Genomic DNA, 17,342 nt, shown 5'->3' on the forward strand with positions numbered 1-17,342 from the left:
CACACGTTGTCTCCGCCCGTCGCGGTAGCATCTCCACCCGGCAGAGGGACAGTGGGCAAAGGATCGCAGGGCACCGCATGCCCCTCTCCTGCCCGCCTCCTCACATGCCCGGCTGCTCCACCAGGGTGAAGACCAGCACCGTCCGCCCGTCGACCAGCGCCGACCGTCCGGCCAGATGGATGCGCTCGTCCCCCGCCCCGTCGTCGATGCGGGTGTCGAGCACGCAGCGCCAGCCACGGCCACCCGGCACGTCGGGCAGGGTCACGGTCAGGGTGTCGGCATGGGCGTTCAGCACGATCAGCAGGACGCCGTCTGACAGCGACTGCCCGTCCGGCCCGACATGGGTTCCGGCGCGGCCGTTCAGCAGCAGGACGATGCAGCGCGCCTGGGTGTTGCGCCAATGCTCCGCCGTCTTCTCCACCCCTTGCGCGTTGTACCAGACAATGTCCTTCAGCCCGTTTTCCGCCACCTCCCGCCCATGCAGGAAGAGCGGCCGGCGCAGCACCGGATGGGCGCGCCGAAGCGCGATCAGCCGGCGGACGAAGGACACCAGCGCCCCGTCGCGCCGGCTCCAGTCCAGCCAGGTGATGTCGTTGTCCTGGCAATAGGCGTTGTTGTTGCCGTCCTGGCTGTGGTCCAGCTCGTCGCCGGCCAGCATCATCGGCGTGCCCTGCGACAGCATCAGCGTCGCCAGCATGTTGCGCTTCTGCCGCGCCCGCAGCCCCGTCACCGCAGGGTCGTCGGTCGGCCCCTCCACCCCATGGTTCCAGGAACAGTTGGACGAGTGGCCGTCGCGGTTCTCCTCGCCGTTCGCCCAGTTGTGCTTGTCGTTGTAGGAGACGAGGTCGTGCAGGGTGAAGCCGTCATGGGCGGTGATGAAGTTCACGCTGGCCCAGGGGCGCCGCCCGCGCTTCTCGAACAGGTCGGCGGAGCCGGCGATGCGGCCGGCCAGTTCCGGCAGCATGCCGTCGTCGCCGCGCCAATAGCGCCTGATGGTGTCGCGGTAGCGGTCGTTCCACTCCGCCCAGCCCGGCGGGAAATTGCCGACCTGATAACCGCCGGGACCGACGTCCCACGGCTCGGCGATCAGCTTGACGTCGGCCAGCACCGGGTCCTGGCGCACGGCGTCGAGGAAGCCCGAACCGGGATCGTAGCCGTAGGGCTCCCGCGCCAGCACGGTGGCGAGGTCGAAGCGGAAGCCGTCGACATGCATCTCCGTCACCCAGTAGCGCAGGCTGTCCATCACCATCTGGACCACGCGCGGGTGGCTGAAATCCAGCGTGTTCCCGGTGCCGGTGTCGTTGATGTAGTAGCGCGGGCTGTCCGGCATCAGCCGGTAATAGCTGAGATTGTCGATGCCCTTGAAGGACAGGGTCGGCCCCAGATGATTGCCTTCGGCCGTGTGGTTGTAGACGACGTCGAGGATGACCTCGATCCCCGCCTCGTGCAGGCGGGCGACCATCGTCTTGAACTCCGACAGGACGCCGGTGTTCATGTAGCGCGGCTCCGGCGCGAAGAAGCCGATGGTGTTGTAGCCCCAGTAGTTGGTCAGGCCACGGGTGACGAGATGCTGCTCGTCGGCGACGGCCTGGACCGGCAGGAACTCCACCGAGGTGATGCCGAGCGCCCGCAGATACTCGACGACATTCTGGGTCGACATGCCGGCGAAGGTGCCGCGCAGATGGGCGGGCACATCCGGATGGCGCATGGTGAAGCCGCGCAGATGGGTCTCGTACAGCACCGTGTCGGTCCAGGGCACCCGGCGGTGGCGGTCATGGCCCCAGGTGAAGGCGCCGTCCACCACCCGGCATTTCGGCATCCCGCGGGCGTTGTCGCGCCGGTCGAACGATAAGTCCTCCTTGGTCGAGCCGACCCGGTAGCCGTAATGGGCGTCCGACCATTTGAAGCCGCCGAACAGCGCCCGCGCATAGGGGTCGATCAGCAGCTTGTTCGGGTTGAAGCGGTGCCCCTCCTCCGGCTCGTAGGCCCCGTGGACGCGGTAGCCGTAGAGCAGGCCGGGCCGGGCGTCGGGCAGGTAGCCGTGCCAGACCTCGTCGGTGTGCTCCGGCAGGGTGATGCGTTCCACCTCGCGCTGGCCGGTCTTGTCGAACAGGCAAAGCTCCACCCGCTCGGCATGGGCGGAGAAGATCGCGAAATTGACGCCGAACCCGTCCCAGGTGGCGCCGAGCGGAGTGGGCTTGCCGGGCCAGACCGGGGTGCGGGCGGGAGTGGAGGGCATCAGCGGTCGGCCTGTGTGGTGGATTTCTTGGAGATGATTATCGGCGCCGCCGGTCCGGCAGATCGCCGGTCGGGAGGCTGGCGGATGGAACGTTTGGAACAGGATGAAACAGTTTTCGGGCGCTGTTCCAGTGTTCCACACCCTCGGCAGCACCGCACCTTGCGGTTTTCCCGCCGGGTCCGCATCGCGTCATCAAAGGAGGGAACGGGGTTCCTGTCGACCATCAGCCAGCGCACGCCTCACCGGTTCCCCGAAAAGACACAAGGGATCCAATAAGAAAGCCTCCCCCCGGCGGCGTCAAGGGAGGTTGGCAAAGTGGACAGGGCAGCGAGGTCAGGCTGGTGGTCGCGGCGGTTGGCCCCTCACCCTCCTCACGCCTCGGGCGTGGAGAGGGTGAGAGGGCCGGCGCGCGGATCGCGCGTCGCCAAGGGGCATGCTGCCCCTTGGCAATCCCCTGGCGTAGGCGTGCCTTCGGCACCCCCTCATCCTAACCTTCTCCCCAGGGGGGAGAAGGGATGGGGTCGGGTTGGGCGGGTGCGAGTTAGCAGGCGGCGCTACTCCGCCTTCCGTTCCAGGATCAGCGTGCCCAGTGGCGGGATGGTCAGGTCCAACGAGTGGGTGCGGCCATGCCAGGGGATTTCCTCGGCATAGACGCCGCCGCCGGGGTTGCCGACGCCGCTGCCGCCGTACGTCACGGCGTCGGTGTTCATCCGCTCAATATAGCGGCCGGGAAGCGGGACGCCGACGCGGTAGCCCTGGCGCGGGACGGGCGTGAAGTTGCAGACGGCGATGACGATGTGCCCGGACTCGTCGGCCTTGCGCAGGAAGGTGAAGACAGAGTTCTCGTTGTCGTTCGATTCGATCCACTCGAAACCGGACGGGTCGCAGTCGGTCTTGTGCAGCGGCTCCAGCTCGCGGTAGAGGCCGTTCAGGTCGCGCACGAGGTCGCGCATGCCGCGGTGCATCGGCTGGTCCAGCAGGTGCCAGTCCAGGCTCCGGGCCTCGCTCCACTCCTGCCACTGGGCGAACTCGCCGCCCATGAACAGCAGCTTCTTGCCGGGATGGGCGAACATGAAGCCGTAATAGGCGCGCAGGTTGGCGAATTTCTGCCAGTCGTCGCCCGGCATCTTGTTGATCAGCGAGCCCTTGCCATGGACCACCTCGTCATGGCTGAGCGGCAGCACGAAGTTTTCCGAGAACTGGTAGATCAGCCCGAAGGTCATCTCGTGGTGATGGTAGCGGCGGTGGATCGGGTCGCTCTGCATGTAGTGCAGCGTGTCGTGCATCCACCCCATGTTCCATTTGTAGCCGAAGCCGAGACCGCCGAGATATGTGGGCTTCGAAACCATCGGCCAGGAGGTGGATTCCTCCGCCACCGTCATGGCGCCCGGCTGCTGGCCGTAGACCAGCTCGTTCATCCGCTTCAGGAAGGCGATGGATTCGAGGTTCTCGCGTCCGCCGAACTTGTTGGGGACCCACTCCCCCTCCTTGCGGCTGTAGTCGAGATAGAGCATAGAGGCGACGGCATCGACGCGCAGCCCGTCCAGCTTGTACTGGTCGAGCCAGAACAGCGCGTTGCCCAGCAGGAAGTTCTGCACCTCCGTCCGGCCGAAATTGTAGATCAGGGTGTTCCAGTCCTGATGGAAGCCCTGGCGCGGGTCGGCATGTTCGTAAAGATGCGTGCCGTCGAAATCGCCCAGCCCGTGCGGGTCGGTCGGGAAATGGCCGGGCACCCAGTCGAGCAGCACGCCGAGGCCGGCACGGTGGCAGGCGTTGACGAAGTCCTTGAAATCCTCCGGCGAGCCGTGGCGGGCGGTCGGCGCATAGAGGCCGATGGGCTGGTAGCCCCAGGAACCGTCGAACGGATGCTCGGTGATCGGCAGAAGCTCGATGTGGGTGAAGCCCATGTCCTTGGCGTAGGGGATCAGCCGCTCCGCCAGTTCCTGATAGGTCAGGAAGCGGTTGTCCTCCTCCGGCACCCGCGCCCAGGATCCGAGATGGACCTCGTAGATCGAGATCGGCGCGGTGCGCTCGGAGGCGGCCAGCTTGCGGCTCTGCCAGTCCTGGTCGCGCCAGTCGTAGGACGACAGGCCGTGGACGACCGAGGCGGTCGCTGGGCGCATCTCCGCCTGGAAGGCGTAGGGGTCGGCCTTGGCCGGCATCAGGTTGCCGTTAGGTCCGCGGATCTCGAACTTGTAGCGCTGGCCGGCATGGGCACCGGGAACGAAGATCTCCCAGACGCCGACCTCGACGCGCCGGCGCATCGGCATCCGGCGGCCGTCCCAATTGTTGAAATCGCCGACGACGCTGACGCTGCGGGCGCTCGGCGCCCAGACGGCGAAGGCCACGCCGGCCACGCCATCGACCTCGCGCGGGTGGGCGCCCAGCTTCTCGTAATTGCGCAGATGGGTGCCTTCAGCCAGCAGATGGACGTCCAGCTCGCCCAGCATGTTGCCGAAGCGATAGACGTCCTCGAACTCCTGGGTCGCCAGCGGGTACTGGGCGCGCAGGCGGTAGCGGAAACGCTCGGTCCGGTCGGGCATCACGGCGAGATAGAAGCCGTCCTGGTGGATGAGTTCGGCCTCGCCGGCCGGTTCGCCGGTGGCGCTGTCGATCACCCACAGCTTTCCCGCGCCGGGCACGAAGGCGCGGACCTCCACCGGGCGGCCGGGGGCTTCCTGCTGCATGCCCAGCACGGCGAAGGGATCGCCATGGTCGGCCCGCGCAATGGCGTCCGCCGCCGCGCGCAGGGCCTCGGCCCGATGGTCGGCGGCCCGCTGTTCGGGGGTGCGGCTTTCGGAGACGCCGGTTTGCGCCTGGTCCTTGCGGGTGTCCGTCGTCATGTCGCTCGCCATTGGCCAAGTGCCCTTCTTCGTGGAGGCTCTGTCGTCTCGTGGACCATACCTGTCCCAACGCCGTCATCCCCGCAAAGGCAGGAATGACGGCCGACGCCGGAACGCCGTCTCCGGAAGTGAACATACCCGCGGCGGTTTCGTCACACCATGCCCGCCGCGGATTTGTCCGGTTATTCCTTCCCGACCGCCTCCTTGGCATCGTCGAGAAGGCCCAGCACGCCCTTCACCGGGATGCCGATCCAGCCCGGCCGGTTCGCCGCCTCGTAGCCGATCTCGTAGAAGGCCTTCTCCAGCAGGAACAGGGTCAGAAGGCCGCGCGCGGTCTCTTCCGCCTCCGGCCAGGCCGGGCAGCCCTCGATGGCCGTGCGGTAGCCGTCGAGGAAGGAACAGGCGCTGCGGCGTTCCCAGTCGCGGGCGGCGGCCAGAGCCGGGCTGTCGCCGCTGTTGGCACCCTCGCCGGCGCTGTCCAGCCGGAACAGCGCCGCCCAGGCCGCATAGTTGAAGGAGCGCAGCATGCCCGCCACGTCGCGCAGCGGGCTGGACTTGGCGCGGCGTTCCTCCAGCGTCTTGGCCGGCTCCCCTTCGAAGTCGAGGATGTACCAGTCGTTCTGCGCCCGCACCACCTGCCCCAGGTGATAGTCGCCGTGGATGCGGGTTTTGACGCCGCCGGCCGGCATCGACGCCAGCGCCGAAATGCGCTCCATCGCCTCGCCCCGGCGGGCCAGCAGCTGTTCGGCGTCGGTCCGCACCTCGGCCGACAGGCGGTCGAGCGTCCCCGGCAGGGCGGCGAAGGCGGCCTCGGCCTGGGTGCGGACGGCATCGGCCCAAAGCGAAAGGTCGCCGGAGGTGATCGGCTCCGGCTCGAAGGCCGGCTTGCCGGTGCTCTGCGCCAGCGCCCGGTGCAGTTCGGCGGTGCGCTGCCCCAGAGTGGTCATCATCACCAGATGCATGCCGAAAGGCTCGCCCGATTCGGCGGCGTCCTCGGTGCTGCCGGCGACGCCCAGGCGGATGTCCTCCAGCTGGCGCTCCAGCTCCTCCACCGTGCTGGCCCAGCCGTCGCCTTGGTTGCGGACGAAAGCCTGCGCCACCGCCAGCGCCGTCGGCGTGCCGTCGGCGGCGACCTGCTCCACCGTGCCCAGCAGAGCCGGGGTGTTGGCGAAGCCGACCTCGGTCAGGAAGCGGCCCATCTCGACCTCGGGGTGCTCGCCCTCCACCAGACGGCGCAGCACCTTCAGCACGATCTGGCTGTCGACCAGGACGGAGGTGTTGCTCTGCTCGACGCCCAGGCGCCGCACCTCGGCCTCCGGCGACAGCTCGATGGCGGTCAGCGCCTCGGTCGCGGTGAAGCGGATGCTGTCCTCGCCGGCGGTGGCCTTCAGCGTGTCGCCGCGCCGCAGCGCCTCGATCAGCGCCAGGGCGAAGCCGTCGGCCTGCACGGCGTCATAGATGGCGCCGGTCCGCGGACCGCGCCGCACCTTGGCCAGCGTGTAGGGCAGCAGCGGCCAGCCGGTGCCGCCGGCCCCGTCCTCCCAGCTCATCGCCATCGGCAGGAAATAACTCTGGTCGGCGGCGTCGCCGTCCAGCCCGACACCACTCAAGCCGACTTGGGTCCGGACCAGCATGAAGCCGTCGCCCGGCCCCGGAAGCTGGGCGGCGAGCGTCACGTGCGAGCGGGTGATGCGGCGGTCCTTGGCCGAGAACCAGCGCTGCTGCGGCAGGAAGCCCTGCAGGACATCGCGGCCCAGCTCGTCCGCCGCCTTGCCGCTGGTCAGGCTGTGCCAGCCGTCGCGGACGACGACGGTCAGCAGGTCGGGCACCGGTTCCGGCGGGGTCTCGTGCCAGGTCGGCAGCTCCGCCTCGGCGGTCAGGGCGAACCAGTAGAAGCCGTAGGCCGGCAGGGTCAGCAGATAGGGAAGGTCGCCGATGGGCGGGAAGACGGTGCGGCCCAGCAACTCGACCGGGATACGGCCCTTCCAGTTCTTCAGGTCGAGTTCAACCGCCTGGGCCGAGCGCGACAGGTTGGCGACGCACAGCGCGATCTCCGACCCGTTCTCGGTCTCAAGCGAGCGGATATAGGCCAGAACCTTGCGGTTGCCGGGATAGAGCAGCGAGAAGCTGCCGCGGCCGAAGCTTTGGCGCTGCTTGCGCACCGCCACCAGCCGCTTCATCCAGTTCAGCAGCGAGGAGGGGTTGCGGGACTGCGCCTCGACATTGACGGCCATGAAGCCGTAGATCGGGTCGAGCACCGCCGGCAGATAGAGCCGCGCCGGGTCGGCGCGCGAGAAGCCGCCGTTGCGGTCGATGGACCATTGCATCGGCGTGCGCACGCCGTCGCGGTCGCCGAGATAGATGTTGTCACCCATGCCGATCTCGTCGCCGTAATAGAGCACCGGCGTGCCGGGCATCGACATCAGCAGGCTGTTCAGCAGTTCGATCTTGCGGCGGTCGTTCTCCAGCAGCGGGGCGAGGCGGCGGCGGATGCCGAGGTTGATCCGCATGCGCCGGTCGGCGGCGTAGAAGTTCCAGAGATAGTCGCGCTCGGTGTCGGTGACCATCTCCAGCGTCAACTCATCATGGTTGCGCAGGAAGATGGCCCACTGGCAGTCGGCAGGGATGTCGGGCGTCTGGCGCATGATATCGGCGATGGGATGCCGGTCCTCCATCGCCACCGCCATGTAGATGCGCGGCATCAGCGGGAAGTGGAAGGACATGTGGCATTCGTCGCCGCCCTTCTCCGGATCGCCGAAATAGGGCAGCACGTCCTCCGGCCACTGGTTGGCCTCGGCCAGCAGCATGCGGTCGGGGTACTCGGCGTCGAGCGCGGCGCGGATCGCCTTCAGGACGTCGTGCGTCTCCGGCAGGTTCTCGTTGTTGGTGCCCTCGCGCTCCTTCAGGTAGGGAATGGCGTCGAGTCTGAGCCCGTCCACCCCCATGTCCAGCCAGAAGCGCATCACCTTCAACACCTCCTCCAGAACCTCGGGATTGTCGAAGTTCAGGTCGGGCTGGTGCGAATAGAAACGGTGCCAGTAATAGGCGTTGGCGACCGGATCCCAGGTCCAGTTGGACTTCTCCGTGTCGCAGAAGATGATCCGCGTGCCCTGGTACTTCTGGTCGCTGTCGGACCAGACATAATAGTCGCGTTGGTTGGAGCCCGGAGGCGCCTCCCGCGCGCGCTGGAACCAGGGGTGCTGGTCGGAGGTGTGGTTGATCACCAGCTCGGTGATGACCCGCAGACCGCGCTTGCGGCACTCCTCCATGAAGCGCCGGAAGTCATCCAGGTTCCCGTAGGTCGGGTTGACCGAGGTGTAGTCGGCGATGTCATAGCCGTCGTCGCGCAGCGGCGACGGATAGAACGGCAGAAGCCACACCGCCGTCACACCCAGCTCCTGGATGTAGTCCAGCTTCTGGGTCAAGCCGGCGAAATCGCCGATGCCATCATTGTCGGCGTCGAAGAACGCCTTGATGTGCAGCTGATAAATGACGGCGTCCTTGTACCAGAGCCGGTCCTGCCGATCGATCATGAGTCCAGCACTTTCGAGAAGCGATTGACGGAACACGTGTCGCGGGAACACGGGACGGAAACAAGCCAGAGGGTCGAAGGTTTCACCCCAACGACCGTCCGGCAACCCCTGACTTCCGGATAGGCGGGATGGCGGAAATCAAGGCGTACACCCTTCAGCGAGGGTGCCGGGGGCTCCGTTCGAATGCGCGGCACTCCGGAGTGGACAGGGAGTGCCCCCGAAGGGTCGGGCCGGCGGCCCAGTCGTACGTACCGCTCTGGACCCATATCGTACACGGGAAGTCAAGTTGGGTTCTTTCGCCGCGCCTGCCAGTGGAGGAGCAAATGGCGAGGACGATTCAGCCTTTCGGCATATCGGCCGCCATCCGCGCCAGATCGCGCACCGCGCGGTCGAGCGCCGCCGGGTCATGGGCGGCGAAACCGAGCAGGAAGCCATTGCCGAGGCCCGCGTCGGTGGCGCTGGAGTCGGCGCGGTAATAGCTGGACAGCGGCGGCGTGGTCAGGCCGATGCGGGCGGCGTGCCCGGCCAGGGCATGGTCGGGACAGTCCGGCGGCAGGCGCAGCAGGACATGCATGCCGGCCTCGCCCGCCTCGGCCGTGGCGAAGCCGGCGAAGGCCTCCTCGACCGATGCCAGGATGGCCGTGCGCTTGACGGCGTAGAGCGAACGCATGGCCCGCAGGTGCGAGGCGAAATGGCCGTCGGCCAGGAAGCGGTGCAGGGCCGCCTGCGGCACCACGCTGGTCCCGCCGTCGAAATGGCGGCGCGCGGCGCGCACCGGCTCCACCAGATCAGGCGGCACCACGACATAGCCGAGCCGCAGCGCCGGGAACATCACCTTGCTGAAGCTGCCGACATAGATGACGCGGCCGGCACCGTCCAGCCCCTGGAGGGCGGCCAGCGGCGGGCCGGCATAGCGGAACTCGCTGTCGTAATCGTCCTCGACGATCCAGGCGTCGCACGCCGCGGCCCAATCCAGCAGGCGCAGGCGGCGGGCCAGGCTCATCGTCACACCCAGCGGGAACTGGTGGGACGGGGTGACCAGCGCCAGCCGGGCACCGGCCCCGCGGGCCATGCCGGCGGCGACGTCGATGCCTTCCCCGTCCACCGGCACCGGCACCAGCCGCGCCCCGGCGCCCAGCAGGGCGGCGCGGTTGCCGGGCCAGCCCGGCTCCTCCACCCAGGCCTCGTCGCCGGGGTCGAGCAGCAGCTGCGCCATCAGCGCCAAGCCCTGCTGCGCGCCGGAGACGATGACGACCTGCTCCGGCTCGCAGCGCACGGCGCGGACCGCCCGCAGATAGGCAGCGATCTCCGCCCGCAAGGGGCCGTAGCCCAACGGGTCGGGCTCGGTCGCCAGCACCCGCCCGCCATGGCGCCAGCAGCGGCCGATCAATTGCGCCCACAGGGCGAAGGGAAAGGCCCCCAGGTCCGGCGTGCCGAGCGCAAAGGGCCGCCCCACCCGGTCGCGGGCGATGGACGGCGCCTCTGCCAGCGCCCGGCCGCGGGCGGACAGCCCGACACCCCGGCGCCCCTCGTCGCGGCCTGAAATACCGCCGGGTGCCGCATCGGGCAGGGAGGCGGCGACGAAGGTGCCGGCGCCGACCCGGCCGGTGACGTACCCCTCCGCCAGCAACGTGTCGTAGGCGGTGACCACCGTGTTGCGCGACAAAGCCCATTCGGTGGCGAGCGCCCGGCTGGGCGGCAGGCGTTCGCCCGGGCGCAGGCGGCCGTCCAGCACCGCCTGACGCAGAGCGCGGTAGAGCTGGCGGTGGAGCGGCTCCGCCCCGTCCCGGTCGAGCGCCACCGGCCCCAGGCTGGACAGAACCGGACGTGCCGAACGGGCCATGGCGATCCTCGCGAGGGTCAAGCAAAGCGGTCGGTGAAATTGGTCCCTATGAAATCGGCATTCTGGACCTTTTGAAGGAGCCATTCTGCGGGCCATTCTGGATCACCGCAACAGTCCGGCCCTGAGCACGACAATGACCAGCCTTCCCGCCGATTCCGCCCTCAGCGATTCCGCCGTTTCCTCCGCCGCCTTGGCGCAGACCCCGCGCACCCGTCCGGTGCGGCTGGGCGACCGCGGCAGTCATGACGTCGCCCAGATCCACGCCATCATCGACGAGGCGCCGATCTGCCACGTCGGCTTCGTCGACGATGCGATCAAGGGCCATGGCACCCCCTCCCCGATGGTGATCCCGACGGTCCCCTGGCGGGTGGGCGATGAGCTGATGATCCATGGCGCCTCGTCCAGCCGGATGATCCGCCGGCTGCAGGAGGGGGGTGAGGCCTGCATCACGCTGTCGCTGATCGATGGCTGGGTGCTGGCACGCTCGGCCTTCCATCACTCCGTCAACTACCGTTCGGTCATGCTGTTCGGCCGGCCGCGGCTGGTGTCGGAAGAGACGGAGAAGCGTGCCGCCCTCGATGCGCTGATGGACAAGATCGAACCCGGCCGCAGCGCCAAGGTGCGGGCGCCCAACGGGCAGGAACTGAAGGCCACGTCGGTTCTGGCCTTCCCGATCGCCGAGGCATCGGCCAAGCGGCGCTCCGGCCCGCCCGCCGACGATCCGGAGGATATGGCCCACCCGGTGTGGGCGGGCGTGGTGCCCCTGCGGCTGACCGCCGGCGAACCGGAACAGGACCCGGCCCAGACCGCGGGGTGACGCGCTGACGACGCTGACAGCTGGAAAAGAAAAAGGCCGCGACCGGGAAGCCCGGCGCGGCCTTTTTCTTGCGGTTTCTCCCGCAGGCGGGAAGACCGTTCCGAAACCCCCGGAGCGGCCCCCCTGCCAACCGTCCTTAGGACGACGGAGCGTTCAGCAGGCGCGGCAGGATCTGCGCACGACGGTTGGACGGCTCGCGGACGTTCGGACCGGTCTGGACCAGCAGCTGGCTCTCGCCCTTGCCTTCGGTCGTGATGTTGGCAGCCTGGACGCCCTTGGCGACCAGGGCCTTCTTGACCGCGTCGGCGCGACGCAGCGACAGCTTCTGGTTGTAGGCCGGCGAACCCGAGGTGTCGGTGTGGCCGACGACGTGGATCTTGGCGCCACCGTTCTTCAGGATGGCCGACACCGCGTCACCGATCACGCGATCGGCGGCCGGGGTGATGTTCGACTTATCCCAGTCGAAGAACACCAGATATTCGCTCTGGACCGCAGCAACGGCGGCCGGAGCCGGAGCGGCAGCGGCCGGCGGGCACGGATAGCTGCCCTGATGGATGACGTAGCCGCCGTCAGCGGTGCGGGCGGCGACGCCTTCCGCAACCTGACCGGTCCAGCCGATGACCGGGTTGCACCACTGGGTGCCCTTGCCGACCAGGCTCGCGTCCTGGGCATTGGCGGCCGCCGACAGACCGAAAGCGACGATGGCGGCCGGGATGGCAGCCAGACCCGCGCGAACAATAGTCTTCATTGTCTTCACTCCCTTCCAGAACCCTTCCCCATCAGAGTGCCTGCGGGGGATGAACGTATCAATCGAAGCAACGGCCCACGTGCAAGCGCGGCAGCGACCTTCCCAACATGTGGTGTGCGGCGATGTTCCGACACCTCAGCCGTTCGGCCGAACCGTACCTGTACCTTGACCTATGCTCCACTTCCATAGCAGCTTTTCCTGTAGGATTCTGCCAAATCCGTATAACGGTGGCTGAGCACAGGAAAAACCGCGAGATCCTTTTCCGTAAGCTCGCGGACCGGTCTAGCAGGGCTGCCGGCCCACAAAAATCCGGACGTAACCCGCTTTCCGGGCGTCACCAGAGCACCGGCCGCGACCATCGCCCGCGACTCGACATAGGCCCCATCCAGGATGCAGGCCTTCATGCCGATGAAGCAGCCGTCTTCCAGCGTGCAGGCGTGCAGCAACGCCATGTGGCCGACGGTGATGTCGTCGCCGATGTAGGTGCCCTGCCCTTCGGAGGCCACGTGGATCACGGTGCCGTCCTGAATGTTGGTGCGAGCGCCGATTCGGATCTCGTTGACGTCTCCACGCACGGTGCAGCCGTACCAGATGCTGCTGTTCGCCCCGATCACGACATCGCCGATCACCGCCGCCGTTTCCGCGATGAACGCGGTCGGGTCGACGGTGGGCAGGATGCCGTTGAAGGCGCGGACAAGGCCAGTCATCAGGTCGTACCGAAGTCGTGCATGACGGGCCGGATTGAAGCACCGTAAGGCTTAAGGCACCACCTGATTTCGCATTGACAGGCCAAAGCAAATCCCGATTGGTGCCTCTGTGCAACAGTGCGGACAGGGGGCCACAACGCTGTCACAGCCCCCCGCCTATCCTTTCGCGGTAGCCGATTACGGGAAAAGCGGCGCCTGATCGATGCCGGTCGTCTCGCCCAGCCCCATCATGACGTTCATGTTCTGGATGGCCTGACCCGACGCGCCCTTCACCAGATTGTCGATCACCGACACGATGATGGCGCTGCGCGGGGCGCGGTCGGCGACCACGCCGATCAGATTGTGGTTGGACGCACGGACATGGCGCGTCGCCGGCACCACGCCGGCCGGGGTCACCCCGACGAAGGGCTCGTCGGCATAGCGGGCGGCCAGCGTCGCCCGCAGATCGTCGGCGGTGACGCCATCGGCCATGCGGACATAGATGGTCGCCATCATGCCGCGGTTCATCGGCACCAGATGCGGGGTGAAGGAGACGGTGACCGGACGGCCGGCGGCCAGCCGCAGCTCCTGCTCGATCTCCGGCATGTGGCGGTGATGGCCGACGCCATAGGCGTTGAAGCCCTCCGACACCTCGGTGAAGAGGTTGGCCTGCTTGGCGTCGCGGCCGGCGCCCGACACGCCGGACTTGGCGTCGATGACGATGCCGCCCGGCTCGATCTGGTTCTCCAGCAGCAGCGGCAGCAGCGGCAGCAGCGAGCAGGTCGGATAGCAGCCCGGGTTCGCCACCACCCGCGCCTTGCGCACGCCCTGGCGGTTGAACTCGGTCAGGCCGTAGGCGACCTCCTTCTGAAGGTCGACGGCGCGGTGCTCATGCCCGTACCAGGTGGCGTATTCGGCCGGGTCGGTCAGGCGGAAATCGGCGGACAGATCGACCACCTTCAGCCCGCTCGGCAGGCCGGCGACCACCTCCTGCGTCGTACCGTGCGGCAGGGCGCAGAAGATGAAGTCGAGATTGTCCCACTTCAGCTCCTCGATCTTCACCAGATCGGGCAGGCCATAGCCGCTCAGATGTGGGAACACCTCCGCCATCGGCTTTCCGGCCTGTCGTTCGGCGGTCAGCGCGGCGATGTCCACATTCGGGTGGCGCAGCAGCATGCGCACCAGTTCGGCGCCGGTGTAACCGGAAGCGCCCAGGATGCCGACGCGGATTTTCGAACCGCCGGACGTGCTGCCGGGAATGCTGGTCGAGGCCATGGAACCGATGTCCTTCGCTTGACGGGAGGAACGTTGAGGTTTGGGTAGGCGTGAGGTGAGGACAAAAAGAAAGGGGCGCCCCTTTCGGGGCGCCCCTCGCTTGTACCGTAAAGCAGCAGGCCCGTGTAGGGATTAGCGCTTCGAGAACTGGAAGCTGCGGCGGGCCTTGGCGCGGCCGTACTTCTTACGCTCGACCGTACGGGCGTCGCGGGTCAGGAAGCCGGCGGCCTTCAACGGCGGGCGCAGGGACGGCTCGAAGTAGGTCAGCGCCTTGGAGATGCCGTGACGGACGGCACCGGCCTGGCCCGACAGACCGCCGCCGGCGACGGTGGCGACGACGTCGAACTGCTCCGAACGCTCGGTCACGCCGAACGGCTGGGCAATCATCATGCGCAGCACCGGACGGGCGAAGTAGACCGACTGGTCGCGGCCGTTCACGGTGACCTTGCCGGAGCCCGGCTTGATCCACACGCGGGCGACGGCGTCCTTGCGCTTGCCGGTGGCATAGGCGCGGCCCTGGGCGTCCAGCTTCGGAGCGGCGAGCTCCTCGGAGACGGTCGCGGTGGCGGCGGCGCCCGTCAGTTCCTTAAGGCCGGAGAGGGTGGTGGTGACCTGGGCCATGCTTACGCGCTCCGCTTATTCTTCGGGTTCAGGGCGCCGATGTCGATGGCGACCGGCTGCTGCGCATCGTGCGGATGCGTGGCACCCTTGTAGACCTTGAGGTGGGTCATCTGCTGGCGGCCGAGCGGACCGCGCGGAACCATGCGCTCCACGGCCTTCTCGATCACACGCTCCGGATACTTGCCGTCCAGGATCTGGCCCTTGGAACGGCCCTTGATCCCACCCGGATAGCCGGTGTGCCAGTAGAAGATGTCGGCGTCGCGCTTGTTGCCGGTCAGCTTCACCTTCTCAGCATTGATCACGACGATGTGGTCGCCGCAATCCATGTGGGGGGTGTAGGTCGGCTTGTTCTTGCCACGCAGGATGTTCGCCAGGATGCTGGCAAGCCGGCCGAGAACGAGGCCGTCGGCGTCGACGACGTACCACTTCTTCTCGATCTCGGTCGGCTTCAGATTGAAGGTCTTCATCGCCACACTCGTTTCTTCGAATACGGATCGGCTGGCCGCCGATACCGGGGCGCCGAAGCGGACGGTTTTCTACGGGCCGGAGCACGCCTCTGTCAACGGAAAAATTATTCTTTGATTTCAATGACTTGCAAGAGCGGTAACGAGATACCGTTGCCCCAAACCCATTGATTCTAAAAGAATTTTTATGACGCTTCATTTATACGGTAATGAGATACCGCAACGGAGACGGGGTCGTGCGGCGGGATCGAGTAGGTTCCCGTCACATGGGCGACCGGTTCCGGATCGCCGTCGGAGAACAGCAGGATCTCCCCATAGGCCAGCCGCTTGCCCAGCTTCAGGACGCGCGCGTCCGCGACGATGGCCACGGGCGGCGGGCGGCGCAGGAAATTGATTGTCATGCTGGTGGTCACCGCCATCTCGACCCGGCCGATCAGGCTCAGCACCGCGCCGTAAAGCGCCACATCGGCCAGCCCGAACATCGCCGGACCGGTGACGGTGCCGCCGGGACGGGCGAAATCGTCCTTGTAAGGCAGGCGCAGGCGCATCGTGCCGTGGCCCAGGCTTTCGACGACGACGCCGAAGTTCCTCATCAGAGGAACCCCCTCGTGGATCAGACCCTCCAGCTCCTCCTTCGTCATGGTGGGAACGGGAGCGGCGGCGGTGCAATCGACGACGGACATGGAGCCTCTGCCGGTGATCTTGGTTGGACCACCGAACTGTGCGCCATCCCGTCCATTCGGACAAGTATGGTGCTAGTCGGCCGGCTTCGTCTCCGCCGGGGCCGAGGGAGAGGCAGGGGGCGAGGCCGGGGCCGCCGCTGCGGGTTCCGTTCCCGCCGCGGGGGCGGTGGGGGGATTGTCGGTGGGGGCGGTCAGGTGGACCGGCCCACCGCCGCTGGAAGGCTGTGCCGGACCGGTGGCGGACTGCTCGGCCGAAGCGGGGCCGGCGACCGGGGCCGGCTCGGCGGGTGGGGCGAGCGGCACCGCCTTGATGTCCGATTTCGGTGTTTCGGACCGCGGCATGTCGGCTTTGGGCGTCTCGGCCTTGGCAGACTCGGGTTTGGCAGGCTCGGGCTTCGCCGAATCGGCCTTCGCAGAGTCGGGATCGGCGGGGGTGGAATAGTCGGGGACGATGCGGGCCTGGCTGCCGGTGATGACCAGCACCTTCTGGCCGATGGGCAGCGGCTGCGGCTCCTTCTGGGTCAGCGACAGCAACTCGCCGTTCGACTTGCGGACGATGTATTCCCAGCCGTTGGTGTCGCCGGCGATGTGCTCCATCGCCGTGCCCAGCAGACCGCCGATCGCCGTGCCGCCGACGGTGCCGAGCGCGGCGTTCATGCCGCCCGTCCCGACCTGTGCGCCCAGGATACCGCCGGCCGCCCCGCCGCTGACGGCGCCGACGGTGCCGTTGGCGCTGATCGCCACCTGACGGAAGCCGACGACGATGCCCGGCTCGACCTTGTTGGCCTGCTGGACCGCGCTGGAGGCGTAGGTGTTGGGAGAATAGTCGGAGGTGCAGCCCGCAAGACCGCCGACCGCGGCGATGAACAGGCAGAGAGAGACCGATCGAAGCACGGGCGAACCATCCGTTTTGAAACCCGCCAAGTTTCTTACGGCAAAGTCCCCCGACTCGTCACCGGGCAAAATCCGGGCACGACGGGGATACTGCATTGCAACAGAGCGATGGCCGGGAAAGAGCCTGTCCTTCCCGGCCACCATGACTGCAGAAAACGGCTCAGCGGCCAGCGGTCTGGTCGCTGGCCTTCAGCGACAGGTACTTCAGCGTCAGCGTCGGCACATTCTCGATCACCCAGGAGGCCATCGCCTCCTCCTCGCGCAGCGAGGTCTGCAGCAGCGGCGTGGCGAAGGCGAAGTTGCCGGCCTCCGCCACCGTCAGCAGCGACCGGTAGCTCGCCACCTCGAAATTCTCGAAGGCGTAGTTGGCAAAGGAGTTCTTGAGGATCTCGTCCTCGGCGAAGCTGTGGCCGAGTGCGGCCAGATTGCCCATGATCGACAGGGCGGTGTCCTTCAGCCCGGAATGGGTTTCCTGAAGCTGGTCCAGGATCTGCTCGATGCGGGTGATCTGGCCTTCGGTCTCGCCACGGTGCATGCGCAGGTGGTCGGAGACCTCGGGATAGTTCACCAGACGGTCAAGCTGGCGGTCCATCAGAGCCAGAGCCTGCTGTTCCACCGCATGGGCGTTGCGCAAGCCGGTAACGAACAGCGCGCGCGTGAGGTCCGCGGGATAGGCAGCCATGTGTTTCTCCTGTG

At 67.4% G+C, this 17,342-nt stretch carries 13 protein-coding genes; 1 reads left to right on the forward strand and 12 read right to left on the reverse strand.

Annotated elements, in window-relative coordinates; translation table 11 throughout:
* Positions 1-100: 100 nt before the first annotated feature.
* The 4 genes from glgX to ABNQ39_RS22295 all read right to left on the reverse strand — a co-directional run bounded on the left by glgX (position 101) and on the right by ABNQ39_RS22295 (position 10,458).
* A complete protein-coding gene (gene glgX, locus ABNQ39_RS22280; RefSeq protein WP_376960631.1) occupies positions 101-2,239 on the reverse strand; it encodes a glycogen debranching protein GlgX in 2,139 nt (712 codons plus the stop codon).
* 554 nt (positions 2,240-2,793) lie between these two features.
* Positions 2,794-5,082 (reverse strand): 1,4-alpha-glucan branching protein GlgB, encoded by a 2,289-nt coding sequence (gene glgB / locus ABNQ39_RS22285; RefSeq protein ID WP_376960633.1) that lies wholly within the window; start codon positions 5,080-5,082, stop codon positions 2,794-2,796.
* A gap of 182 nt (positions 5,083-5,264) precedes the next feature.
* The gene (gene treS / locus ABNQ39_RS22290) at positions 5,265-8,615 is read right to left on the reverse strand and encodes a maltose alpha-D-glucosyltransferase (RefSeq protein ID WP_376960635.1); all 3,351 of its coding nucleotides are present in this window, start codon (positions 8,613-8,615) and stop codon (positions 5,265-5,267) included.
* 337 nt (positions 8,616-8,952) lie between these two features.
* Entirely contained in the window at positions 8,953-10,458 is a 1,506-nt protein-coding gene (locus ABNQ39_RS22295; protein ID WP_376960637.1) for a PLP-dependent aminotransferase family protein, read from the reverse strand.
* A 133-nt stretch (positions 10,459-10,591) separates the two neighbouring features.
* Between ABNQ39_RS22295 and ABNQ39_RS22300 the strand changes: the two genes are divergently transcribed.
* Complete coding sequence (locus ABNQ39_RS22300) at positions 10,592-11,275, forward strand: pyridoxamine 5'-phosphate oxidase family protein (RefSeq protein ID WP_376960639.1); 684 nt, start codon at positions 10,592-10,594, stop codon at positions 11,273-11,275.
* A gap of 136 nt (positions 11,276-11,411) precedes the next feature.
* On the opposite strand, the gene ABNQ39_RS22305 is transcribed toward ABNQ39_RS22300, so the two are convergent.
* From ABNQ39_RS22305 to ABNQ39_RS22340, 8 genes are all read right to left on the reverse strand, one after another.
* The gene (locus tag ABNQ39_RS22305; RefSeq protein ID WP_376960641.1) at positions 11,412-12,023 is read right to left on the reverse strand and encodes an OmpA family protein; all 612 of its coding nucleotides are present in this window, start codon (positions 12,021-12,023) and stop codon (positions 11,412-11,414) included.
* A gap of 170 nt (positions 12,024-12,193) precedes the next feature.
* Positions 12,194-12,730: a gamma carbonic anhydrase family protein gene (locus tag ABNQ39_RS22310; protein WP_098737137.1), complete on the reverse strand. Its 537-nt coding sequence runs from the start codon at positions 12,728-12,730 to the stop codon at positions 12,194-12,196.
* Positions 12,731-12,907: 177 nt separating this feature from the next.
* On the reverse strand, positions 12,908-13,984 hold the full coding sequence (argC, locus tag ABNQ39_RS22315; protein WP_376960643.1) for an N-acetyl-gamma-glutamyl-phosphate reductase: 1,077 nt from the start codon (positions 13,982-13,984) through the stop codon (positions 12,908-12,910).
* 132 nt (positions 13,985-14,116) lie between these two features.
* Positions 14,117-14,605 carry a 30S ribosomal protein S9 gene (gene rpsI / locus ABNQ39_RS22320; RefSeq protein WP_376960645.1) on the reverse strand — a complete coding sequence of 163 codons (489 nt, stop codon included), beginning with the start codon at positions 14,603-14,605 and terminating at the stop codon, positions 14,117-14,119.
* Positions 14,606-14,607: 2 nt separating this feature from the next.
* Positions 14,608-15,072, reverse strand: coding sequence for a 50S ribosomal protein L13 (rplM, locus tag ABNQ39_RS22325; RefSeq protein WP_098737140.1), 465 nt, complete (start codon positions 15,070-15,072; stop codon positions 14,608-14,610).
* A 182-nt stretch (positions 15,073-15,254) separates the two neighbouring features.
* Entirely contained in the window at positions 15,255-15,752 is a 498-nt protein-coding gene (locus tag ABNQ39_RS22330; RefSeq protein WP_376960648.1) for a PaaI family thioesterase, read from the reverse strand.
* Between the two features lie 72 nt (positions 15,753-15,824).
* On the reverse strand, positions 15,825-16,646 hold the full coding sequence (locus ABNQ39_RS22335; protein WP_376960649.1) for a hypothetical protein: 822 nt from the start codon (positions 16,644-16,646) through the stop codon (positions 15,825-15,827).
* A 160-nt stretch (positions 16,647-16,806) separates the two neighbouring features.
* On the reverse strand, positions 16,807-17,328 hold the full coding sequence (locus ABNQ39_RS22340) for a ferritin-like domain-containing protein (RefSeq protein ID WP_376960651.1): 522 nt from the start codon (positions 17,326-17,328) through the stop codon (positions 16,807-16,809).
* Between the last annotated feature and the right edge of the window lie 14 nt (positions 17,329-17,342).

Source organism: Azospirillum sp. A26 (assembly GCF_042604635.1).
Taxonomy (GTDB): domain Bacteria; phylum Pseudomonadota; class Alphaproteobacteria; order Azospirillales; family Azospirillaceae; genus Azospirillum; species Azospirillum palustre.

What these genes read in the sequence shown, in the direction of transcription:
- glgX (WP_376960631.1), bottom strand. Translation starts at nt 2,239, where the DNA reads ATGCCCTCCACTCCCGCCCGCACCCCGGTCTGGCCCGGCAAGCCCACT.
- glgB (WP_376960633.1), bottom strand. Translation starts at nt 5,082, where the DNA reads ATGACGACGGACACCCGCAAGGACCAGGCGCAAACCGGCGTCTCCGAA.
- treS (WP_376960635.1), bottom strand. Translation starts at nt 8,615, where the DNA reads ATGATCGATCGGCAGGACCGGCTCTGGTACAAGGACGCCGTCATTTAT.
- ABNQ39_RS22295 (WP_376960637.1), bottom strand. Translation starts at nt 10,458, where the DNA reads ATGGCCCGTTCGGCACGTCCGGTTCTGTCCAGCCTGGGGCCGGTGGCG.
- ABNQ39_RS22300 (WP_376960639.1), top strand. Translation starts at nt 10,592, where the DNA reads ATGACCAGCCTTCCCGCCGATTCCGCCCTCAGCGATTCCGCCGTTTCC.
- ABNQ39_RS22305 (WP_376960641.1), bottom strand. Translation starts at nt 12,023, where the DNA reads ATGAAGACTATTGTTCGCGCGGGTCTGGCTGCCATCCCGGCCGCCATC.
- ABNQ39_RS22310 (WP_098737137.1), bottom strand. Translation starts at nt 12,730, where the DNA reads ATGACTGGCCTTGTCCGCGCCTTCAACGGCATCCTGCCCACCGTCGAC.
- argC (WP_376960643.1), bottom strand. Translation starts at nt 13,984, where the DNA reads ATGGCCTCGACCAGCATTCCCGGCAGCACGTCCGGCGGTTCGAAAATC.
- rpsI (WP_376960645.1), bottom strand. Translation starts at nt 14,605, where the DNA reads ATGGCCCAGGTCACCACCACCCTCTCCGGCCTTAAGGAACTGACGGGC.
- rplM (WP_098737140.1), bottom strand. Translation starts at nt 15,072, where the DNA reads ATGAAGACCTTCAATCTGAAGCCGACCGAGATCGAGAAGAAGTGGTAC.
- ABNQ39_RS22330 (WP_376960648.1), bottom strand. Translation starts at nt 15,752, where the DNA reads ATGTCCGTCGTCGATTGCACCGCCGCCGCTCCCGTTCCCACCATGACG.
- ABNQ39_RS22340 (WP_376960651.1), bottom strand. Translation starts at nt 17,328, where the DNA reads ATGGCTGCCTATCCCGCGGACCTCACGCGCGCGCTGTTCGTTACCGGC.